The sequence below is a fragment of the Trinickia sp. genome, assembly GCF_051954495.1.
Lineage (GTDB): Bacteria > Pseudomonadota > Gammaproteobacteria > Burkholderiales > Burkholderiaceae > Trinickia.
This window is the reverse complement of sequence record NZ_JBQCHR010000183.1, coordinates 40,828-59,386: the sequence shown is the minus strand read 5'-3', so window position 1 is coordinate 59,386 and position 18,559 is coordinate 40,828. Positions and strand designations below refer to the sequence as shown.

The following is an 18,559-nucleotide window of genomic DNA, read 5'->3' as shown; positions in this document are numbered from 1 at the left end:
CGCTACACGGTCGGAGGCGGCCGAGCCTATGCTCCGTGGCTAAGGTCGCGCGAACTGGCAACTATCGGCAAACGGCTGATCCGTTTCAATGGCGGGAACTCGTAGAATTCGCGTGGCGTACGCGCCTCGAACTACGACAACCGGTCTTTCGTTCACGACGCCCATGGGCCCTGCTTGGCCGATCGCACGCCGAGTTCGGCATTTTGCGTCATGTTCGGGCGTATAAGGCCGAATGCCGGTCGGCTTGCATGTCACCCGCGCACTGCACCGCCGCGGAACGACACAGCAAGATTCGGCTCGCCCGCGTGCACCGAGTGGCCCACCCTATGGCGGAACACATTCACGACCACGGGACGCTCGATGCCAGTCGATACCGCACTCAAACCTTCCTCGACCACTCTGCCGCCGACATTCCATCGATTGGCTTGGTCCAATCTCGCCGCGCAGTCGGCTGAGCAGATCGGTCTTGCCGCGACGCCTATCGTCGCCGTGTTCGCGCTCGGCGCGGGCGCCGGGCAAACAGGTTGGCTCCAAACCGCGCAGACGTTGCCGTTCTTGATTTTTTCCGTGCTGCTGGGCGTCTGGGCCGATCAGACATCGCGCCAAAGGCTCATGGCCCGCGCCGAGGGCGTGCGCTGCGCGGCCCTGCTCTTCGTCTTGGCAGCCCTCGTTTCCGGCAACCTCTCACTGCCCTTGTTGGCGGCGTGCGGGTTCATCGGCGCATGCGGCACTGTCGCGTACAACGTCGCGGCCCCTTCGCTGATCACGGCATTGGTCGAACGGCACGCGTGGGCCACTGCGAACGGACGTATCGAACTAGCGCGAAGCGTGGCATACTCCGCCGGTCCGGCGCTCGGAGGCCTGCTAGTCGGAACGATCGGCGCTTATGCGGCATTCGTCGTAGCGGCCGCGCTTTCCGCTTGCGCGGCGCTCTTGCTCGCGGGCATCGACGAACCTACACGCGCAGCAACGCCCCGGCGGAAATTCGTCACCGAGTTGCGCGAGGGCGCCGCGTTTGTCGCAGGCAATGCACTGTTGCGGGCGATCGTAACGACAGCGGTCTTTTTCAATATCGGCTTCTTCGTCATTCAAGCTGTCTATGTCCCCTACGCCAGCCGGTATCTGGGGTTGTCGCCGGCGGGCGTCGGCGCGACGCTGGCCGCCTACGGCGCAGGCATGATCGTCGGTGCGCTAGCGGCGCCGCGGATCTCGTCCGCGCTCCGGTTCGGCCAGGTGATCATCATCGGGCCGCTGTGCGGATTGGCGGCCTCGCTGACGCTCTGCGCAACGCTCGTGTTTCCCTCCCCTTGGCTCGCCGCCGCGGCGTATTTCCAACTCGGCGTCGGCCCCATCTTGTGGGTCATCGGCTCGACCACACTGCGCCAAGCGATCACGCCCGAATCGATGCTGGGGCGCGTCTCGGCACTCATCAGTACCGCAACGTACGGTGCGCGGCCGCTCGGCGCGTTGATCGGCGCAACGCTCGGCGGCGCCGCGGGGGCAAAGCCGTGCCTCGTCGTCGCAGTGTTCGCATTCGCGATTCAAGCGATCGTCATCTTGCGTTCGCCCGCGGCGCGGCTGGTCAGCCTTCCCGAAGCGACGGTGTGACGTGTGTGACGTCCGTGGGGGGCGAAGGTCCGGGGCGAGCATCGTGACCGAGCAGGCCGCCTTCGTTTGACATTACCGTACAGACGAAACACTATTCGTGGCTGAACGCAGATGTCATTCGTCGGCACGCCCACACCGAAGCAGCTCGAGCCGGCTGGACCGCACCGGAGCTCACCGGATGAAAGCACGCCCTCGACGCCGCCGCCGTCTCCGCCTCTTGGCCCTATGCGCCATCTCGGTTCTCACGCTTAGCGTCCTTGCGTTGATCGCTGGACTCTCGGCGCTCGCGCTCAGCATGCCGGCCCTCGACGGTGCGCAGCGCGGTACAGGGTTGCGAGCAAGCGTCGAAATTGCGCGGGATGCACACGGCGTGGCGACGCTTTCCGGCGCGACGCGCGAAGACGTCGCCTACGCAACCGGCTTCGTCCATGCGCAGGAACGCTTCTTCCAAATGGACTTGCTCCGGCGTTCCGCGGCGGGCACGCTCGCGGCGCTGGTCGGGTCGGTGGCCCTTCCCGTCGACCGTCAGCGCCGCATCTTCGGATTCCAAGCACTCGCTGACAACGCCCTTGCACATCTATCTTTGGCCGATAGAGCGCTCCTCGATCGCTACACGGCCGGCGTCAACGCGGGCCTCGCGGCGCTACGCGTGCGTCCGTTCGAGTATCTCGTGCTGCGCGCGCGGCCTGTCGCCTGGCGCGCGCAAGACAGCTTGCTCGTGATCTGGTCGATGTATTTCGAGCTTCAAGGGAATGTGCTGCACCGCGAATTTGCTCGAGGATGGCTGCGCGAGCATACGGATTCATCGGCACTAAAGGCGCTGCTCCCAGAATGCAGCGAATGGGACGCGCCACTCGATGCGCGGTCGGTCGCCTGCGATGACGAGCCGCTGCGCGCCTCGGCGCCCGATTGGCTCGGCAAGGCATCGTCGCAAACGCTCGCGCAGTTGCCGTTCGGAACCGCTGTAGGCAGCAACGCATGGGCGCTTGCCGGAACACGCACCTCCGACGGCAGCGCGATCGTCTCGAACGACATGCATTTGAACCTGCGTCTGCCGAATATCTGGTATCGCGTGGCGCTCGAGTATCCGTCTCCCTCTGCTGGTATGCGGCGTATCGTCGGCGTCACCCTGCCAGGCACGCCCGCCGTCGTCGCCGGTAGTAACGGCTCGGTGGCCTGGGGCCTAACGAATAGCTACGGCGACTATCTCGATCTCGTGGAACTGCGCTCTGACGCCAATCACCCCGGCCAATATCGAACGTCCCACGGCTGGCTGCCGATTCGCTTTCACAATGAGCGGCTACAAGTCAACGGTGGCGCCGCCGAAACGGTCCGCGTGGGGGATACGGACTTCGGGCCCGTGTGGGACGTCGGGGCCAGGCGCTACGCCGTCCGTTGGGTCGCAAGGGACGAGGGCGCCGTGAATCTCGATCTCCTTCACATGGAGACGGCTGCCAATGTCGAGCAAGCCCTGACGATCGCACGATCCACTGGGATTCCGGCGCAAAATCTCATCGCGGGAGACGCCGCTGGGCATATCGGATGGACAATCGCGGGCGCCATGCCGAATCGACACCCCAGCTGGGACGACACGTTTCCTCAACGTTCCGACGCTATGGTCCAACCCTCACATTCGCTGCTTGCGGCCGATGCGCACCCGACCCTACTCGATTCGGCATCGGGCCAGCTGTGGTCGGCTAACGCACGGCAATTGGCGGGGTCGGGCAATGACCTCATCGGCGATGGCGGCGCGGACTTGGGCGCGCGGGCCCGTCAGATTCGGGACGACCTTGCGGGGCGGCCGATGTTCGATGAAAAAAGTGCCTATGCCCCGAGCCTCGACGATCGTGCGTTGTTCATGTCCACCTGGCGGGATCGCGCGCTGCGCGTATTGGACGACCAAGCCGTGGCCGGGCGTCCGCAGCGCGGCGAATTCCGGCGGCTGCTGCGGGACGGCTGGAACGGATGTGCTTGCGTGGATTCGGTGTCGTATCGTTTGACTCGGGACTTTCTATTCAGCCTATATGGCGAGCTGTTTAGCCAAGCGGATCAGGACATGCAAAAGCTCGACCCCTCCGCGAGCGTCGCCCAGGCGAGTTCGCGTTGGCCCGTCGTGCTCGCGCGGCTCGTCGATCAGCAGCCTCCCGCTTGGCTGCCCGGCAATCGGAAGAACTGGCGAGATGTGCAACTGGCCGCGGTCGACGACACGATTGCCGACTTGACGCGGCGCTCGATCGCACTGAAGGACGCCGCCTGGGGCCAAAGAAACACGGCCCGCATCGCGCACCCTTTCGTTGCCGGTTTTCCTTTTCTTTCGCATTGGCTGGCGGCGCCGCCGGATCGACTGCCGGGCGACGGCAACATGCCGCGCGTCGCCACCCCGACGTTCGGGCAATCGGAGCGAATGGTCATATCCCCGGGCCACGAGGAAAGAGGGATTTTCAATATGCCCGGCGGGCAAAGCGGGCATCCCATGAGTTCGTCGTTTTTGGACGAACACCGCGCCTGGGTTCTCGGCAAAGCGACTGCTCTGCTTCCGGGTCCGCCCGTCCACCGCTTAGTGCTTGCACCGTCCTAGCGTCTATAGAGAGAGGCCTCGTCACTGCTTACGCAGGAGGGCGTCGTACACGGCCACATAGCCGCGAGCCATCCGCTCGCTCGTGAAACGCCGCTCAAACGCGGCTCTGCATCGACGCCGGTCGATGTCGCCAAGGCGCGCGACAGCATGGACGGCTGCGTCCACGCCATCGACGATGTAGCCGCTTACCCCGTCTTCGATGACTTCGCTCACCGCGCCGTTTCGAAATGCAATCGTGGGCGTACCGCAGGCCATGGCCTCGATCATGACCATTCCGAACGGTTCCGGCCATTGAATCGGAAAGACCAACGCGCGCGCGCGCGACAGCAAATCGATGCGCGCCGCACCTCCGACTTCTCCCAGATATTCGACGAAATCGCGATTGGCTTCGACGAGCGGTGCAATGTTTTCGCTGAAGTACTGCTTTTCGCCCAGATGAATCTTTGCGGCCATCTTCAATTTCAACCCCGCGCGGCGCGCGATGTCGATCGCGAGATCGGGACGCTTTTCCGGCATCATTCTGCCGATGAATAATAAGTAGTCCTCACAATTTTCGCAGAGTTGAAAGATATCCGTGGGCAGCCCGTGATGGACGGTGGCCTTCCAATTGGCCCAAGCAAGCGGTTCACGTTGGCTATCGGAGATCGAAACGAGCGGCGCCTCCGAAAATTCCCGAAAGAGCGGGCCATGGTCGTGCGGCAGAATCCGGCCATGCATGGTGGTGACATGCGCGCACGGCAAGCGGCGGGCCGTCGGAAAATACAGCGGATCGATGTGGAAATGCACGATGTCGAAATCGCGCGCGCGCTGTATGACGGCCTCGACTTCGCGAACGTGGTGAGTCAACGTATCCCACACTGCCTCATCGCGCCACAAACCGCGCTCGCAAATCGGCACGAGTTCGGCGGACGTCGTCGAATCGGCCGTCGCGAATAGGGTCACCTGATGCCCCAGCCCGACGAGCGCTTCGGTCAAATAATGAACGATCCGCTCCGTCGCGCCGTATCCATATGGGGGCACGGATTCGTATAGCGGAGCGACTTGTGCGATGCGCATCGATCAGGCTCCCCGAAAAGTCAAGGGTCAAGGGTCAAGCGCACCGCAAGCGCGAATCGGCGGCGCGTTGCCAGCGCCTGAGCATGACGCATGCCTACTCGAGCATCCGGCGTTTCCCCGTCTCCCACGGCATCGCTGCTAAGATGCCCTTACAAGCGCCCTCGCTACCGTCTCAACATCAAGGAATCGGTTCGTGACTCACCTCGTTTTCTTCTGCGGCCATGCCGGCACGGGTAAAACCACGATTGCCAAGCGCCTCGTCGGTCCGCTCATGCGGGAAACCGGTGAAGCCTTTTGCGTGCTCGACAAGGACACGCTGTATGGTCGCTATAGCGCGGCGGCGATGGGCGCGCTCACGGGCGACCCGAACGACCGTGACAGTCCGCTCTACCTGCAACATCTGCGCGAGCCCGAATATCAGGGGCTCATCGATACGGCGCGCGAAAATCTAGAGCTCGGGGTGAGCGTGATCGTCGTGGGTCCGCTTTCACGCGAGGTGCGCGAGCGAAAGCTGTTCGATCACCAATGGCTCGGCATCGGCGGCAACGTGACGATCCGCATCGTCTGGGTTTACACGTCGGAGGAAACGGCGCATGCGCGCATCATTGCGCGTCACAACCCCAACGACGCCTACAAACTCGCACACTGGGACGAGTATCGGCAACGCCGCTTCGTGCCCAGCGGCGCGGCGCGCGAGGGGCTCATCATGTTCGACAACACCGCCCCGACGACCGCCGAGTTCGATGGGTTGCTGAACAGCATTTTGCAGAAGGATACGGCGGAAAAATCAAGGGAATGACGCAGGCGGGAGGTTCGCCACGCATGCTTCGTCCGCATGCGTGGCTGCCCTCTTCTTGCGCGGCTTTCTCGAGGCCCTGCTCCGTGCCGCTTTTCAACGGCGCGCCATGCGACGCCGCTTCTCTCAGGCTGCCCTTGACCCGGCATTGCGCCGGTGGGCGGTCAGACGGTCGCCATCGCGTCGAGCGTCGCGCCTTCGTACAGTCGCCCGAAGCGGTTAGCGAGGAAATCCCGCAGCGACACCTGTTCCTGCCGCACGAACCCGTTTTGCGGCAGCTTGCCTTCGCGGAACAGATCGAGCACCGCGCACATCGCGCCCGCCGTCGTGATCTGGATAGCGCTCATCGGCATGCCGCAAACCGTCTTCGCGAAGATCTTGCGCGTAAAGACGTCTTGGACGAGTTGCCCGTCGCGCATGCCCGTCACCGTCACGAAAATCAGAACGACGTCTTGCGACGTGGACGGCACGGCGCGGCGCATGATCGTCTTGAGCGTGTCGCGATCGCTGGACAGGCGCAAGTCTTCGAGCAGGAATTTGACGAGGTCGCGGTGGCCCGGGTAGCGCACCGACTTGTAGTCGAGCGATTCCACGCGGCCCGACAACGTTTCGCAGAGCGTACCGAGCCCACCCGACGTGTTGAATGCTTCGTACTCGGTGCCGTCCAGCGAGAAGTGCTCGAGCCCTTCGAGCGGTTGAACCCATTGCGTGCGGGTATCGCGAATGGCTTCGCACGGCTGGCAGTATTCGTTGATGAGCCCGTCGACGCTCCAAGTCAGGTTGTACTTGAGCGCATTCGTCGGAAACTCCGGCAGTGCGCCCACGCGCATTTTCACTTCGCGGATTTCGGAGAAGCGATTGGCCAACTCGTGAGCGGCAATTCCGATGAAGCCCGGAGCCAAGCCGCATTGCGGCATGAAGGCTTGCGATGCCCCCTCGGCAAGCGAGCGGATCGCATGCGTCGCGCGCACGTCTTCCGTCAAATCGAAGTAATGCACGCCCGCGGCTTTCGCGGCAGCCGCCACATTGACCGCCAGGTAGTACGGCAACGCATTGACCAGCGCGTCGAAACCTTGAACGGCCGCGCGAATCGCGTTCGAATCGGCCGAGTCGACGCGTTCGGTGGCAATGCCCTCTCGGGCCAGCTTTTCGAGCGCATGGGTATCGCGATCGAACGCCACGACTTCGTAGTCGCCGGTCTCACGCAGCATATGGGCGATGGTGTGGCCGATCAGCCCTGCACCGACGATGGCTACTTTCATGCGCTTCTCCTTTGTTTTGTGTTTCGAGTTCTCGTGACGGGGCCGAGTGGCGCCGCGCCGGGTTCGAAACAGTGTAGAGACGCGCGAAAACGGAAAATAGACGCAAAGTGCTGCGTTTCGACGTAAGTTTTCGACGAAATGACGAATCTATCATTCATTTTGTCGAGATCCGCCGAAATGCAGCGCGGCTCGGCCGCAAAATGGTCCAAGCGAACTCAGGTCACCCGCAAATCAGCCGCCGAAAGAGCCCCGGTCGATCTTGCGTGCAAGGATGATCGACGTCGTCGTACGCTCGACGCCCTCGAGCGCGCCGATCTGATCGAGCAATTCATTGAGTCGATCGGGCGACGCGGCGCGCAGCCACGCCACATAGTCGTATTCGCCGCTCACGGCGCACAGCCACTGCACTTCGGGCATCTTTTCCAGCCGCTTGAGCGTGCTCGGGCCGAACTTGGGCGCGAGGATGATGCCGACATAAGCATTGAGGCTCGCATCGAGGACATCTTGCCCGAGCCGCACGCCGTAGCCGGCGATGACCTGAGTCCGCTCGAGCCGTTCGATCCGCGCAAGCACCGTCGTGCGCGCCACGCCTAGTTGGCGCGCCAAGTTGGCGACGCTTTCTCGCGCATTCGCCTGCAGTAGCGTAAGGAGGTTGCGGTCGAGCTCGTCGAGCTGATCCAGGCGCGGAGGTCTCATCGGTTCGCGGCGAATGCGGTGGCAAGAAGCCTTGGATTATCGCGCATGCCGAGCTTCGTAGGCTTTCACGTGGGTATAGGCGAGTTCGAGCATGGAAGGCGTCGCGCCCGCGGCGCGATCCTGCTTGCGCCTGGCAAGCAGATCGCCCAGCACGTGGTCGCCTTCCGTGCGCAAGCCGTTCTCGATGTCGCGCAGCATCGAAGCCGTCAGCGCGGAGCCTGGGGCAAAGAGCATCGTTCGCGAACGCTGCTCGAACGGCGCGCGCATGGCATGACCGTGCGAAGCGGCTACGGCCGCGCACTCGTCGAACAACGCCCGCATCGCCGCCTCGCCGCCGGGGGCGCCCAAGATGGCGCCGACGCTTGCGCGAAACAGGCACGTACTGCCCGCCAAGGTGGCGAGAAACACCCACTTTTCCCACATCTGCTGCACGATGGCGTCGGTCACGTCCACGTCGAAACCGCCGGTGCGCAGCGCCGCCGCAATGGCATCCCCACGCGGGCGCGCCGCGCCGTCCAGTTCGCCGAAGACGATCGCATGCATATCGGTCATTTGAACGATCGCCTTCGACGCGTCGAGCGTGGCGGCGATCAGGCAGACGCCGCCAAGGATGTTTTCTTTCCCGAAGCGCTCGCCCAGCACATCGAGATGCCTCATGCCGTTGAGCATCGGCAGGATCGTCGTCGCGGGCCCGACAGCCGGCGCGAACGAGTCCATCGCGGCCTCAAGGTCGTAAGCCTTGCAACTGAGCAGAACGAGGTCGTACGGGCCGTCGATTCGAGCGCTGAGTACGGTCTTTACGTTCGATAGTCTCGCTTCGCCCTTGGGGCTCTTGATGACTAGGCCGTTCTCAGCCAATTCATTGGCTCGCGCTTCGCGCACGAGAAACGTCACGTCCTGTCCGGCCAACGCCATCCGCCCACCGAAATACCCGCCGACCGCGCCGGCGCCCACGACCAAAATACGCATCATCGCTCCTTGAGTTCAGTTAAGCATCACGCATGCGACCGCTCACTGTAATGCAAACGGCAAAAATGCGACGGCGAGTCGTGGCGGCGTCCGGGCGGCAGCGCCACCCTTCAGATCCGTTTCAGATGTAAGCGTATGTCTCACATACCGTTCAAACGGTCCGCATGGTGGTAAAACTAGCGCCGGACCGACGAACATGCGGCAAGCATGCGGGTCCAACGAGCCGGCGCACTGTTGCCGGCTTTGGTATCGTCCACACGACTGGAGGAGCTTCCATGAAACGGACAATCGTTATTCTCGCGTGCGCGCTCGCAACCGGCGGTGCGCTCGCCACGAGCGGCGCATTCGCACAAGCTTCCGCGCCCGGCGCGCCGTCGAGCGCAGTGGCGCCCGCTGCGGCCAGCGCCCCGGCGGACGCTCGCGCCGCCAAGCATGAAGCACGCGTCGAAGAGCGGATCACCTATCTGCACACGCAATTGAAAATCACGCCCGCGCAAGAGACGCAATGGAAAGCGTTTGCGGACGTCATGCGTGCAAACGGCCAAAACATGGGCCGGCTCTACCGCCAACGCACGCAGGCCGAGCAGACGCAATCGGCCCTCGACAACATGAAGCAGTACGCTGAACTCGCCCAGGCGCATGCGGACGACATGAAGCAACTCGTCGATGCGTTCGAGCCGCTTTACAACAGCATGTCGCCCGAGCAGAAGAAGCTGGCCGATACGACGTTTCGCGAAAACCGACGCGAGCACGCACGCGGCCGCCAAGGCGGACCGAAATCGGGCGCGCCCGCCAAGCCCTGACCGGCCGACGTAGCCCGCCTCGCGGCGTCTTGTCCTAGGCCGAACGAAAGGCGTGCGCGTCGCGTGATTTACCGCTACGCTCACGCCTTCTCGACGTTTGGCTTGTTTCCCATGATCGAATTGAAAGACATCGACCTGCGCGGCGATCCAGCCGCGGGGCAGTACGTGAAGGACGAGGTGGTCGCCGTCGAATTCGCGCACGCGAACGGCGCGCTGATGAGTCTCGAGGGTCCCAACCGCTACGAGCCCGGCGATGCCTTGATCACCGGCACCGGCGGCGCGCGCTGGGTCGTCGAGCGCGTGCGGTTCGACGACAAATACGTTCCCGCCGATCCGGGCCTCGCCCATGGCTATCCGGGCCGCTATCGAAACCGGCCGGCAGTCGTCCTAGCCAAGCGCATGGATGGGCCGTTTTCGCTCGCGCGCCGGGCGGCGGGCGATGTCCTCACCGGTACCGCCGGCGATTGGGTTCTGCAGTACGCCCCGGGCGATTACGGCGTCGTGCGCGCCGATCGCTTCGCCCAGGTTTATCGGTCAGCCGAGCCGGGCCGCGAGGACTAAGCGAATTCGTCGCTCAGATCGATCTCCACTTCGCGCGGCACCGCTTCGCCCGCGGCATACTGCTCCTCCAGCGAGCCTAGCGCCGCTTCCACATAGGCGCGCAGGACAGCGTAGCTCCGTGCCCGCGCACGCGGCGGCAACGCGCGATACCGCGCAAAAGCCGGGGCGGCGAAGCGAACCGTCAAGGTCATGCGCCGTGCGGTCGAGCCGAACCGCATCGCCACCCACTGCACGGCGAGCGTCGGTGTACCGTCGTCCCCCACCCGCTCCGAGAAAACAGTCTGTTCGGGGAAAAGGTCGCTGACGACCTGGGCAAGCGCCTCGATATCGGCGCTCTGGCATTCGAATCGGTAAATTTCCATCGTGGGGTCAATGCTCAAGTCGTACGGGTTGCGCGGCACGGCGGGTTCGATGCTCCGCCGCGGGGCGCGCTAGCCGAGCATCGTCAGTCTTCGCCGCGCCAGACGGTCGAGCGGCGTATGACGAGCTCGCCGGGCAGAATCGCTTCTCGAGCGGGGTCCACGCCGCCTTCGATGCGTTCGTGCAAGAACTCCACCGCACGATAGCCGATCGCATAGGTCGGCTGGCGCACCGTCGTCACGCCGATGAGTTCGGCCCATTCCGAATCGTCGATCGACATCAAGGCCACACGCTCCTGCCAACGCGAGCCATAGCGAGCATGCAAATGCAGCGCCAATGAAAGCGCAACGGGGCCGTTGGCCGCGAAATACGCCACCCGCCTGCCTGCGGCGTTCGACGCTTCGTCCAAGTGGCGGTCGAGCGTTTCGTGCACGCCGGCTGCCGCGTCCTCGTCGCCCAAGTCGAGCACGATCGTTTGGCCTTGCAGCGGCGGCGAATCCGCGGAGCGCGTGGCCCTCGCTTCGTCCAGCGCCGCCCGAAAGGCCGCCTCGCGCAACCGGCGCGAACTGACGTGCTCATAGGGCTGCACGACGAAGCGAATATCGTCGAACCCCTGCTCGAGCAAATGACGCATGCCGAGGGTGACCGCGTGCGCGTTGTCGAGCCCGACCATATCCGTCGACAGCCCGTCGATCGACCGATCGACGAGCACCGCCGGGGTACCGCCCTCGCCCACCGGGCGCAGCGTCTCTTCCTGTACGCCGAGCGCATTGACGATCACGCCTTCCACGCGATAGGTCGTCATCAGCTGCAGGTAGCGCCGCTCCATTTCGACTTCGTTGGCCGCATTGCAGACGAGCGGCATCAGCCCAAGTTCGTGGCACGCCGCCTCGACGCCGCGCAGGACGCCGACGGTATAAGGGTTCGTGATGTCGGCGACGAGCAAGCCCACGAGCCGATTACGCCCGCGCTTCAAGCCGCGCGCCATTTGGTTCGGCCGGTAGTCTAGCCGTTTGATCGCCGCTTCGATGCGCGAGCGCAAATCCGACGAGAGAACGTTCGTTTCGCCATTCAAATAGCGTGAAACGCTAGTCTTGCCGGTTCCGGCCTCGCGCGCGACGTCGCTGATCGTCGCGCGGCGCGTCATGCCCATGGGCCCCACGCTCATTGCCCGGCGGCGCGGGGCGCGCGCGTCTCGTGTGAAGCTCGATCCAACGAAAGTCTCCTTGTCGAAGGCAAGCGGTCAGCCGCCCCGCCACCGTTGCGCATAGACAAAAGCGCGCCGAGGCGCGCTTTGCGATTCTTGCAGTGGCGGCATCATAGCGCACGGCGACTTGGCGCACCACTCGTGCAAGTGCGCAGGATGCATCTTCGACGAATTCTAGTAGACGTGGATGCGCCGACTCAACGGGCGAGCACCTCCGGGTTAGCGATGTTGCGCGAGAGGGTTCCCGCCAGCGCGGCGATCAAATTCTCGGCGGCGCAGCGCGCCATCGCATGGCGCGTTTCATGCGTGGCCGAGCCCACGTGAGGCAGTGCGACGACATTGCGCATCGCGAGCAGCGACGAATCGGCCGCGAGCGGCTCGTGCTCGAACACGTCGAGCCCCGCGCCCGCGATCGTGCCGTCGGCGAGCGCCGCGATGAGGGCGGCTTCGTCGACGATGGCGCCGCGCGACGCGTTGATGAGGATCGCGCTGCGTTTCATGGCGCGTAGTTCGGCCGCCCCGATCAGATGCCGGGTCTGCGGCGTAAGCGGCGTTTGCAGGCAAACGAAGTCCGACTGCGCGAGCAATTCGCCCAATTCGACGCGACGCGCGCCGTAGGCGCGTTCGGCCGCTTCGTTCGGATGACGGTTCGCATAGAGCACGCGCATATCGAAACCGAGCGCGGCGCGTTTGGCCAAGGCGCCCCCAATGCGCCCCAGCCCGACGATGCCGATCGTCTTGCCGTGCACGTCGACGCCGTACTGGGCAGGGCCGATGCTGCCGTGCCACTGCCCGTCCTTGACCCATTGCGCGAGATCGACCACGCGGCGCGCCGTGGACAAGACGAGCGCAAACACGGTATCGGCGGTCGACTCCGTCAGGACGTCGGGCGTATGGGCCAGCACGATCCCGCGGCGCGTCAGGTCGTCCAAATCGAAGTTGTCGGTGCCCACCGAGATCGTCGAAATCGCCTTGAGCCGCCGCGCGCGAGCGACCATCGCCGGCGTCACCTTGATGCTGGCGCCGATGGCGCCTTCCGCATCGACCAGCGCCTCGCCGAGCGCCCCCGACAGCGAGGCCTGCGATTGGCCGGGCGCCGGTTCGACTACGACTATCCGCGCGTGCTCGCGCAAATAGTCGAGCACATCCGGGGGCACGGCCTTATAGACGACGATCTTAGGAAGCATGGACATTCATTTCCCATGTGCGTGAGCTTGCGCGCCGCGGGGCAACGCCGCGCCGGCAGGCTGCGCCTTGACGGACAGCGTCAGCACGACCGCGGCGACCAGCGCGGCGCTCATGAACGCATACGACGCGGCAGGCGAGCCCGTCGTTCCGTTCAGGTAGCCGACGAAGTACGAGCCCACGAACGACCCGAGCGCGCCCATGCTGTTGATCAGCGCCATCGCACCGCCGGCGACGTTCTTCGGCAGCAGTTCGGGCACGATGGCAAAGAACGGCCCGTACGGCGCGTACATCGCGGCGCCAGCCACGACCAGCAGCGCGTACGACCACCAGAAGTGCGTCGATCCGACCGCATAAGACAACGCGAATGCCACCGCGCCCACGAGCAGGAACGGCCAGACGAACGCCTTGCGCGCATCGAGCTTGTCCGATGCCCAGGACGCCGCCAGCATGACGATCGTCGCCATCAGGTACGGCAGCGCGGAGAGCCAGCCGGTTGCGACCATGCCGAGCGAGGAGCCGTTCTTCAGAATCGACGGAAGCCACAAGACGAATCCGTAGACACCGATGCTCCAGCAGAAGTACTGCGCGCACAACTTGACGACAGCCGGCGAGCGGAACGCTTCCGCATAGTTGCGCACGGGTTTCAGGGCAGCTTGCTCGGCGGCCAGGGTGGCGGCCAGCGAACGCTTTTCGTCGGCGTCGAGCCACTCGACCTCGGTCGGTTTGTCGCGCGCGGCGAACCACCAGCAAAACGCCCAAACGATCGCCGGCACGCCTTCCGCAATAAACATCTCGCGCCATCCGAACGAATGCACGAGATAGCCTGAAACGACCGACATCCATAGCACCGTCACGGGATTGCCGAGAATGAGGAACGTGTTGGCGCGCGAGCGTTCGCTCTTCGTGAACCAATTGCTGATGAAGATCAGCATGGCCGGCATGACGGCGGCTTCGACCACGCCGAGCAGGAAACGGATGGCGATCAGCGAGGAGACATTGCTGACGATGCCGGTCAGCGCCGCGCAGCCGCCCCATAGAATCAGGCTCACAAACACGAGCCGGCGCACGCTACGACGTTCCGCATAGACGGCGCCCGGAATCTGGAAGAAGAAATAGCCGAGAAAGAACAGCGCGCCGATCAGCGACGACAACCCCGGACTGATGCCGAGGTCTTTGTTGATGCCGGCGGCCGACGCGAAGCCGAAATTGGCGCGGTCGAGATACGCAAGGCTGTACGTGATGAAGACGATCGGCATGATCATCCACCAGCGGCGAGGCGCGATTGTCGTGGGCATGGTGTCTCCTCCTATGCCAGGTTTGAATGGGACGTGCGAGGCGTTAAACGGGTGTGGCGGAGTGTTCGAGCCGGTCGAGTTCGGCTCGCGTCGGCAACCCTTCCGAATCGCCGATCACTTGGATCGCGAGGGCGCCGATCCGATTGCCGCGGGCCACGGCCGTCGGCAAGTCAAGTCCTTCGAGCAAGCCGCTGACGACGCCGACGGCGAATCCGTCGCCCGCGCCTACCGTATCGACCACGCTCGCGACCGGTTGCGCATCGACATAGCCCGACTGATCGGCCGCTCGAAAATAGGCGCCCTGCGCACCGAGCTTGACGATGACGCCGCGCGCACCCGAATCGAGATAGAACTGAGCGATGTCCTCCGGCGTTTCGAAGCCGGTGAGCACGAGCCCTTCACCGAGCCCGGGCAACACCCAGTCCGACAGCGCGGCCAACGCGTTGAGCGACGCGACCATCGCCTCGCGCGACGGCCACAGCGTCGGGCGCAGATTCGGATCGAACGAAATCGTCTTGCCGGCCGCCCGCATCGATTCGGCCAAGCGGAAAGCCAGGTCGCGCGAGGTGGCCGAAATGGCCGGCGCCACGCCGGTCAGATGAAGATGGCGTGCGGCGCCCACATACTGCGCATCGTAGTCGTCGAGCGAGAGGTGGCTCGCCGCGGACCCCTTGCGAAAGTATTCGACCATCGGATCGCTCCCGTCGGTCTGCTTTCCTTTGAGCTGAAAGCCGGTCGGGTAGCGCGTGTCCACGGCGACGCGGCTCGCGTCGATGCCCTCGCGCGCGAGCGTGTCGAGCACGTAGCGCCCGAAGCTATCGGCGCCGACGCGGCTCACGTAGCCCACGTGGAACCCGAGCCGCGCAAGGCCGATCGCGACGTTCAGATCGGCGCCCGCGATACGTTTCGTGAAATGGCCGACTGCCTCGAGCGGCCCGGTTTCGTCGGCGACGAATAGCGCCATCGCTTCACCGTACGTCAACACGTCGAGCGGGGTAGACATCGAAAACTCCTTCTTCGCATTCAACGACGCGCAGCGCCGTTTTCTTCATAACAATCGTATAGACCAAGTTTCACGCCGTCGCCAGCCACTTGACGGCGCGATGCGCATCGTCGGACGGCGCGGCCGCGTCAAGCGGAAACTCAATGCCGCGCGGGGCGTGGCGCGGCAGGATGTCCAACACGGCCTTCACGAGCGGATCGGCCGGTGAAGGCGCAACCGCAAACCGTCGCGCGCCCTCTCCTTCCGACGACTTGCAATGCACGTACTCGACATGCCGCGCGAGCGATTGGGCCGCCACGATCGGCGCCTCGCCCGGCCATTGCCAATTGCCGATGTCGAACGTCATGCCGAGCGCCGTCGGCGCACCCTCGCGCGCGAGCGCGGAGAATAGCGACAGAAACGGGCCGATCGTGCCGTCCTGCACGCGCTGGCCGTTCTCGACCAAGAGCCGCGCGCGCCGCCCGGCGCTCAAGCGTTCGATCATCGCCGCATCGGCTCGTCCCGAGAACAGGCCCAGTTGCACCTTCACCCAACGCGCGCCGAGCGCATCGGCTTCCGTGAAAGCGGCGGCGATTCCCGCGCTGTTCAACGCGCCATCGTTGAGATAGAGCTCGGTCGGCGTCGAATAGACGGCCCATAGGCCGTGCGCAGCCAAGGCGGCGCCGAGCGCGCGCAGCGCTTCCAGCGATGCGTCGGCCTCGTGCGAGAAAAGTTCTCGCCGAACTTCGAACGCGGCCGCGCCCGACTCCGCGACGATGCGAAGCCACGCAGCATGGCCACTCCGACGCACGGCGTCCACGCCGAACGCGCTAGCCACGATCGCGATTTCGGTTTCGGTTTCGGTTTCGGTTGAGGGCCGCATCGTTTCAGATCCTTTCCATTCAAATGGAACCGGTTCCATTTCAATTACAAAAAAACGAGCGAGCGCTCGATGACTGCGATCATGCGCGCTGCGCCGGGAGCCGCGCCATCCTGGTAATCCCTACTCGGCGGCCGGCGGGACGGCGTGATGCGGCATGCGCGATGTCGGTCACATGACTCCGTCGCCCTCGGTCTCGCACAGTTGAAGGAAACCGGCCGCTACGCGCGACGGCGCTCCTTCGTGCGGCACGAGAATCGAAAAATGCCGCAACAAGGGCTCGGGTGCGAGCGATAGCTGCACCAGCGCGCCGTCCTCGTGCCGCATCGCCATCGCCGATATGAAGCCGACGCCCATGCCGGCCCGCACGGCCTCCTTCACCCCTTCCACGCCGGCAACGGCCAGCGCGACCCGAGGCGCCACGCCGGCGGCCTCGAAGGACTGTTCGACGAACTGACGCACACCCGACCCTTCTTCCCGCATGACGAGCGGATACGCGCCGACTTCGGCCAAGGTCGGACCACCCGCGCGCCGCCGCGCCGGCTCGGCCAGTTCGTGATCGCGCGGGACGATCGCGACGATCTCGTCTTCGCGCCAGACGCGAACCCCCGTGCCGTCGGGAAGATCGGCGCCCACCGGCCCTTCGATCATCGCGACATCGAGGGAACCGAGCGATGCCACGATGTCGCCGGTATTGCCGCCTGCCGTCTGCACTTCGACCGCCGGAAAACGGCGCTGAAACTCGGCGATCAGGTAAGGCAGCAGGTAGCTCGCGATCGTCGTACTCGCGCCGATTCGCAGCGTGCCCTGCGCGACGCCGCGCAACGCATCCCGATACGCGTGGGCCTGCCGAAACGTCTCGCGCAGGCGCAACGCGTACTCGGCAAGCTGGGCGCCGCTCGGCGTCAGCCGCACGCCGCGGCCTTCGCGCCGATAAAGCGGTTCGCCGAATTCGTCTTGCAGTTGCCGCAACTGCCCCGAGACGGCCGGCTGCGACAGATGCATGGCAACCGCCGCGCGACTGATGTTCAAGTGCTCGGCGACGGCGGCGAACGTTATCAGTTGATCGGCTGTCATTTCAAAAAAATATCGGCTGAGCCAATATATTACGTCACAAATGACGATTTTTCATAAGCTTATAAGCCATTTAGGATTAGCCCATCGAAACCTGCCTCAAAGGCACCCAAGATGTCCACGACTCATACGCTATCCGCGCCATCGGGCGCCGCATCGCACGGTCAGCTCAACGGAATTCTGTTCGTCGGTTTGTTCGCGGCGGCGGTCACGCGGCTCGCCGCCATGCCGGCGATCGCCGGTCTCGGAATCAGCCCCCTCATCGTCGGTATCGTCGCCGGCGCCCTGTACGGCAACACGTTGCGGGCCGGTATGCCCGCGCACTGGGCTGCCGGCGTGAATTTTTCAGCGCGCAAACTGCTGCGCATCGCCGTCGCCTTCTTCGGCCTGCGCGTGAGCTTGCAAGAGATCGCGCAAGTCGGGCTACCCGGGTTGACCGTCTCCATCCTCGTCGTCGTCAGCACGTTGGTCTTGGGAACCTGGCTCGGCGTAAAGCTGATGAAGCTCGACCGGGACACGGCTATCCTCACCGCCGCCGGCAGTGCGATCTGCGGCGCGGCCGCGGTGCTCGCGTTCGAATCGACGCTGCAATCGAAGCCGGAAAAAAGCGCGGTCGCCGTGGGCAGCGTGGTGCTGTTCGGCACGCTGTCGATGTTCCTCTATCCGCTCATGTATCGCGCCGGCTGGCTTCATCTCGACACGCTCGGCGTCGGCCTGTTCTTCGGGGGTACCATTCACGAGGTAGCGCAAGTGGTGGGCGCGGCCAGCAACGTCGGCGCGGAGGCGACGCACGTCGCGACGATCGTCAAGATGACCCGTGTGATGCTGCTGGTGCCGGTCCTGCTCGTGCTCGGCGTGTGGCTCGCTCGCCGGTCTCGAGACGATGTCGCGGCATCGCCCGCAGCGGGTCGGCATACGCACGATCACGCACCGCGCAAGCTTGCCGTGCCCTGGTTCGCGTTGGGCTTCCTCGCTTGTGTGCTCGTGAACTCGCTGCATGTGCTGCCGCCGGCCGCGACGCAATCGGTCAACGCACTCGACACGTTTGCGCTGACGATGGCCATGACCGCGCTCGGTGTCGAAACGCGCATCGCTCAAGTGCGCAAGGCGGGCCCCCGTGCCCTGGCGACGGGCTTGATCCTCTACGTCTGGCTCATCGTCGGCGGTCTCGGCATTACATGGGGCGTCGAGCGTCTGCTCGGTTAAGCGCATACGGTAGGCAAGCGGCGTGCTGCGCGTTTCCG

17 protein-coding genes are annotated in these 18,559 nt (G+C 64.5%); 6 read left to right on the top strand and 11 right to left on the bottom strand.

Features of this window, described 5'->3' with window-relative positions:
- Positions 1–360: 360 nt before the first annotated feature.
- Both ACTHNR_RS26165 and ACTHNR_RS26160 read left to right on the top strand, forming a co-directional pair.
- On the top strand, positions 361–1,608 hold the full coding sequence (locus tag ACTHNR_RS26165; protein WP_440551659.1) for an MFS transporter: 1,248 nt from the start codon (positions 361–363) through the stop codon (positions 1,606–1,608).
- Between the two features lie 178 nt (positions 1,609–1,786).
- Positions 1,787–4,186 (top strand): penicillin acylase family protein, encoded by a 2,400-nt coding sequence (locus ACTHNR_RS26160; protein ID WP_440551656.1) that lies wholly within the window; start codon positions 1,787–1,789, stop codon positions 4,184–4,186.
- A gap of 21 nt (positions 4,187–4,207) precedes the next feature.
- Here the strand turns inward: ACTHNR_RS26160 and ACTHNR_RS26155 are convergent, their stop codons facing one another.
- Positions 4,208–5,242 (bottom strand): glycosyltransferase family 4 protein, encoded by a 1,035-nt coding sequence (locus tag ACTHNR_RS26155; RefSeq protein WP_440551653.1) that lies wholly within the window; start codon positions 5,240–5,242, stop codon positions 4,208–4,210.
- Positions 5,243–5,435: 193 nt separating this feature from the next.
- On the opposite strand from ACTHNR_RS26155, the gene ACTHNR_RS26150 reads away from it, so the two are divergent.
- Positions 5,436–6,041 carry an AAA family ATPase gene (locus ACTHNR_RS26150; protein WP_440551650.1) on the top strand — a complete coding sequence of 202 codons (606 nt, stop codon included), beginning with the start codon at positions 5,436–5,438 and terminating at the stop codon, positions 6,039–6,041.
- 161 nt (positions 6,042–6,202) lie between these two features.
- Here the strand turns inward: ACTHNR_RS26150 and ACTHNR_RS26145 are convergent, their stop codons facing one another.
- The 3 genes from ACTHNR_RS26145 to panE all read right to left on the bottom strand — a co-directional run bounded on the left by ACTHNR_RS26145 (position 6,203) and on the right by panE (position 8,965).
- On the bottom strand, positions 6,203–7,300 hold the full coding sequence (locus tag ACTHNR_RS26145) for a saccharopine dehydrogenase C-terminal domain-containing protein (protein ID WP_440551649.1): 1,098 nt from the start codon (positions 7,298–7,300) through the stop codon (positions 6,203–6,205).
- A gap of 231 nt (positions 7,301–7,531) precedes the next feature.
- The gene (locus ACTHNR_RS26140) at positions 7,532–7,996 is read right to left on the bottom strand and encodes an Lrp/AsnC family transcriptional regulator (RefSeq protein WP_440551647.1); all 465 of its coding nucleotides are present in this window, start codon (positions 7,994–7,996) and stop codon (positions 7,532–7,534) included.
- Positions 7,997–8,032: 36 nt separating this feature from the next.
- Entirely contained in the window at positions 8,033–8,965 is a 933-nt protein-coding gene (gene panE / locus ACTHNR_RS26135; RefSeq protein ID WP_440551676.1) for a 2-dehydropantoate 2-reductase, read from the bottom strand.
- Between the two features lie 275 nt (positions 8,966–9,240).
- Here panE and ACTHNR_RS26130 point away from each other — a divergent pair, with 275 nt between their 5' ends.
- Positions 9,241–9,768, top strand: coding sequence for a Spy/CpxP family protein refolding chaperone (locus ACTHNR_RS26130; protein ID WP_440551645.1), 528 nt, complete (start codon positions 9,241–9,243; stop codon positions 9,766–9,768).
- A gap of 111 nt (positions 9,769–9,879) precedes the next feature.
- Positions 9,880–10,329, top strand: a complete 450-nt coding sequence (locus tag ACTHNR_RS26125) for a PGDYG domain-containing protein (RefSeq protein ID WP_440551643.1) — start codon at positions 9,880–9,882, stop codon at positions 10,327–10,329.
- Here ACTHNR_RS26125 and ACTHNR_RS26120 read toward each other — a convergent pair.
- The 7 genes from ACTHNR_RS26120 to ACTHNR_RS26090 all read right to left on the bottom strand — a co-directional run bounded on the left by ACTHNR_RS26120 (position 10,326) and on the right by ACTHNR_RS26090 (position 17,318).
- The gene (locus ACTHNR_RS26120; protein ID WP_440551640.1) at positions 10,326–10,691 is read right to left on the bottom strand and encodes a DUF3022 domain-containing protein; all 366 of its coding nucleotides are present in this window, start codon (positions 10,689–10,691) and stop codon (positions 10,326–10,328) included. The two genes, ACTHNR_RS26125 and ACTHNR_RS26120, sit on opposite strands and share 4 nt — an antisense overlap.
- A gap of 83 nt (positions 10,692–10,774) precedes the next feature.
- A complete protein-coding gene (locus tag ACTHNR_RS26115; protein ID WP_440551637.1) occupies positions 10,775–11,857 on the bottom strand; it encodes a LacI family DNA-binding transcriptional regulator in 1,083 nt (360 codons plus the stop codon).
- 236 nt (positions 11,858–12,093) lie between these two features.
- Positions 12,094–13,083, bottom strand: a complete 990-nt coding sequence (locus ACTHNR_RS26110; RefSeq protein WP_440551675.1) for a 2-hydroxyacid dehydrogenase — start codon at positions 13,081–13,083, stop codon at positions 12,094–12,096.
- A 6-nt stretch (positions 13,084–13,089) separates the two neighbouring features.
- Complete coding sequence (locus tag ACTHNR_RS26105) at positions 13,090–14,379, bottom strand: MFS transporter (protein WP_440551635.1); 1,290 nt, start codon at positions 14,377–14,379, stop codon at positions 13,090–13,092.
- 43 nt (positions 14,380–14,422) lie between these two features.
- The gene (locus ACTHNR_RS26100) at positions 14,423–15,382 is read right to left on the bottom strand and encodes a sugar kinase (RefSeq protein WP_440551633.1); all 960 of its coding nucleotides are present in this window, start codon (positions 15,380–15,382) and stop codon (positions 14,423–14,425) included.
- Between the two features lie 70 nt (positions 15,383–15,452).
- Entirely contained in the window at positions 15,453–16,244 is a 792-nt protein-coding gene (locus tag ACTHNR_RS26095; RefSeq protein ID WP_440551631.1) for a sugar phosphate isomerase/epimerase, read from the bottom strand.
- A gap of 168 nt (positions 16,245–16,412) precedes the next feature.
- Positions 16,413–17,318 carry a LysR substrate-binding domain-containing protein gene (locus ACTHNR_RS26090; protein WP_440551628.1) on the bottom strand — a complete coding sequence of 302 codons (906 nt, stop codon included), beginning with the start codon at positions 17,316–17,318 and terminating at the stop codon, positions 16,413–16,415.
- A gap of 111 nt (positions 17,319–17,429) precedes the next feature.
- On the opposite strand from ACTHNR_RS26090, the gene ACTHNR_RS26085 reads away from it, so the two are divergent.
- Positions 17,430–18,521: a YeiH family protein gene (locus ACTHNR_RS26085; protein WP_440551625.1), complete on the top strand. Its 1,092-nt coding sequence runs from the start codon at positions 17,430–17,432 to the stop codon at positions 18,519–18,521.
- Positions 18,522–18,559: the final 38 nt, after the last annotated feature.

Bases quoted from the DNA above. Each gene is read 5' to 3' on its own strand.
- ACTHNR_RS26120 (WP_440551640.1), bottom strand. From the start codon at position 10,691: ATGGAAATTTACCGATTCGAATGCCAGAGCGCCGATATCGAGGCGCTT.
- panE (WP_440551676.1), bottom strand. From the start codon at position 8,965: ATGCGTATTTTGGTCGTGGGCGCCGGCGCGGTCGGCGGGTATTTCGGT.
- ACTHNR_RS26095 (WP_440551631.1), bottom strand. From the start codon at position 16,244: ATGCGGCCCTCAACCGAAACCGAAACCGAAACCGAAATCGCGATCGTG.
- ACTHNR_RS26115 (WP_440551637.1), bottom strand. From the start codon at position 11,857: ATGAGCGTGGGGCCCATGGGCATGACGCGCCGCGCGACGATCAGCGAC.
- ACTHNR_RS26110 (WP_440551675.1), bottom strand. From the start codon at position 13,083: ATGCTTCCTAAGATCGTCGTCTATAAGGCCGTGCCCCCGGATGTGCTC.
- ACTHNR_RS26085 (WP_440551625.1), top strand. From the start codon at position 17,430: ATGTCCACGACTCATACGCTATCCGCGCCATCGGGCGCCGCATCGCAC.
- ACTHNR_RS26140 (WP_440551647.1), bottom strand. From the start codon at position 7,996: ATGAGACCTCCGCGCCTGGATCAGCTCGACGAGCTCGACCGCAACCTC.
- ACTHNR_RS26160 (WP_440551656.1), top strand. From the start codon at position 1,787: ATGAAAGCACGCCCTCGACGCCGCCGCCGTCTCCGCCTCTTGGCCCTA.
- ACTHNR_RS26125 (WP_440551643.1), top strand. From the start codon at position 9,880: ATGATCGAATTGAAAGACATCGACCTGCGCGGCGATCCAGCCGCGGGG.
- ACTHNR_RS26105 (WP_440551635.1), bottom strand. From the start codon at position 14,379: ATGCCCACGACAATCGCGCCTCGCCGCTGGTGGATGATCATGCCGATC.
- ACTHNR_RS26155 (WP_440551653.1), bottom strand. From the start codon at position 5,242: ATGCGCATCGCACAAGTCGCTCCGCTATACGAATCCGTGCCCCCATAT.
- ACTHNR_RS26100 (WP_440551633.1), bottom strand. From the start codon at position 15,382: ATGTCTACCCCGCTCGACGTGTTGACGTACGGTGAAGCGATGGCGCTA.
- ACTHNR_RS26090 (WP_440551628.1), bottom strand. From the start codon at position 17,318: ATGACAGCCGATCAACTGATAACGTTCGCCGCCGTCGCCGAGCACTTG.
- ACTHNR_RS26145 (WP_440551649.1), bottom strand. From the start codon at position 7,300: ATGAAAGTAGCCATCGTCGGTGCAGGGCTGATCGGCCACACCATCGCC.
- ACTHNR_RS26165 (WP_440551659.1), top strand. From the start codon at position 361: ATGCCAGTCGATACCGCACTCAAACCTTCCTCGACCACTCTGCCGCCG.
- ACTHNR_RS26130 (WP_440551645.1), top strand. From the start codon at position 9,241: ATGAAACGGACAATCGTTATTCTCGCGTGCGCGCTCGCAACCGGCGGT.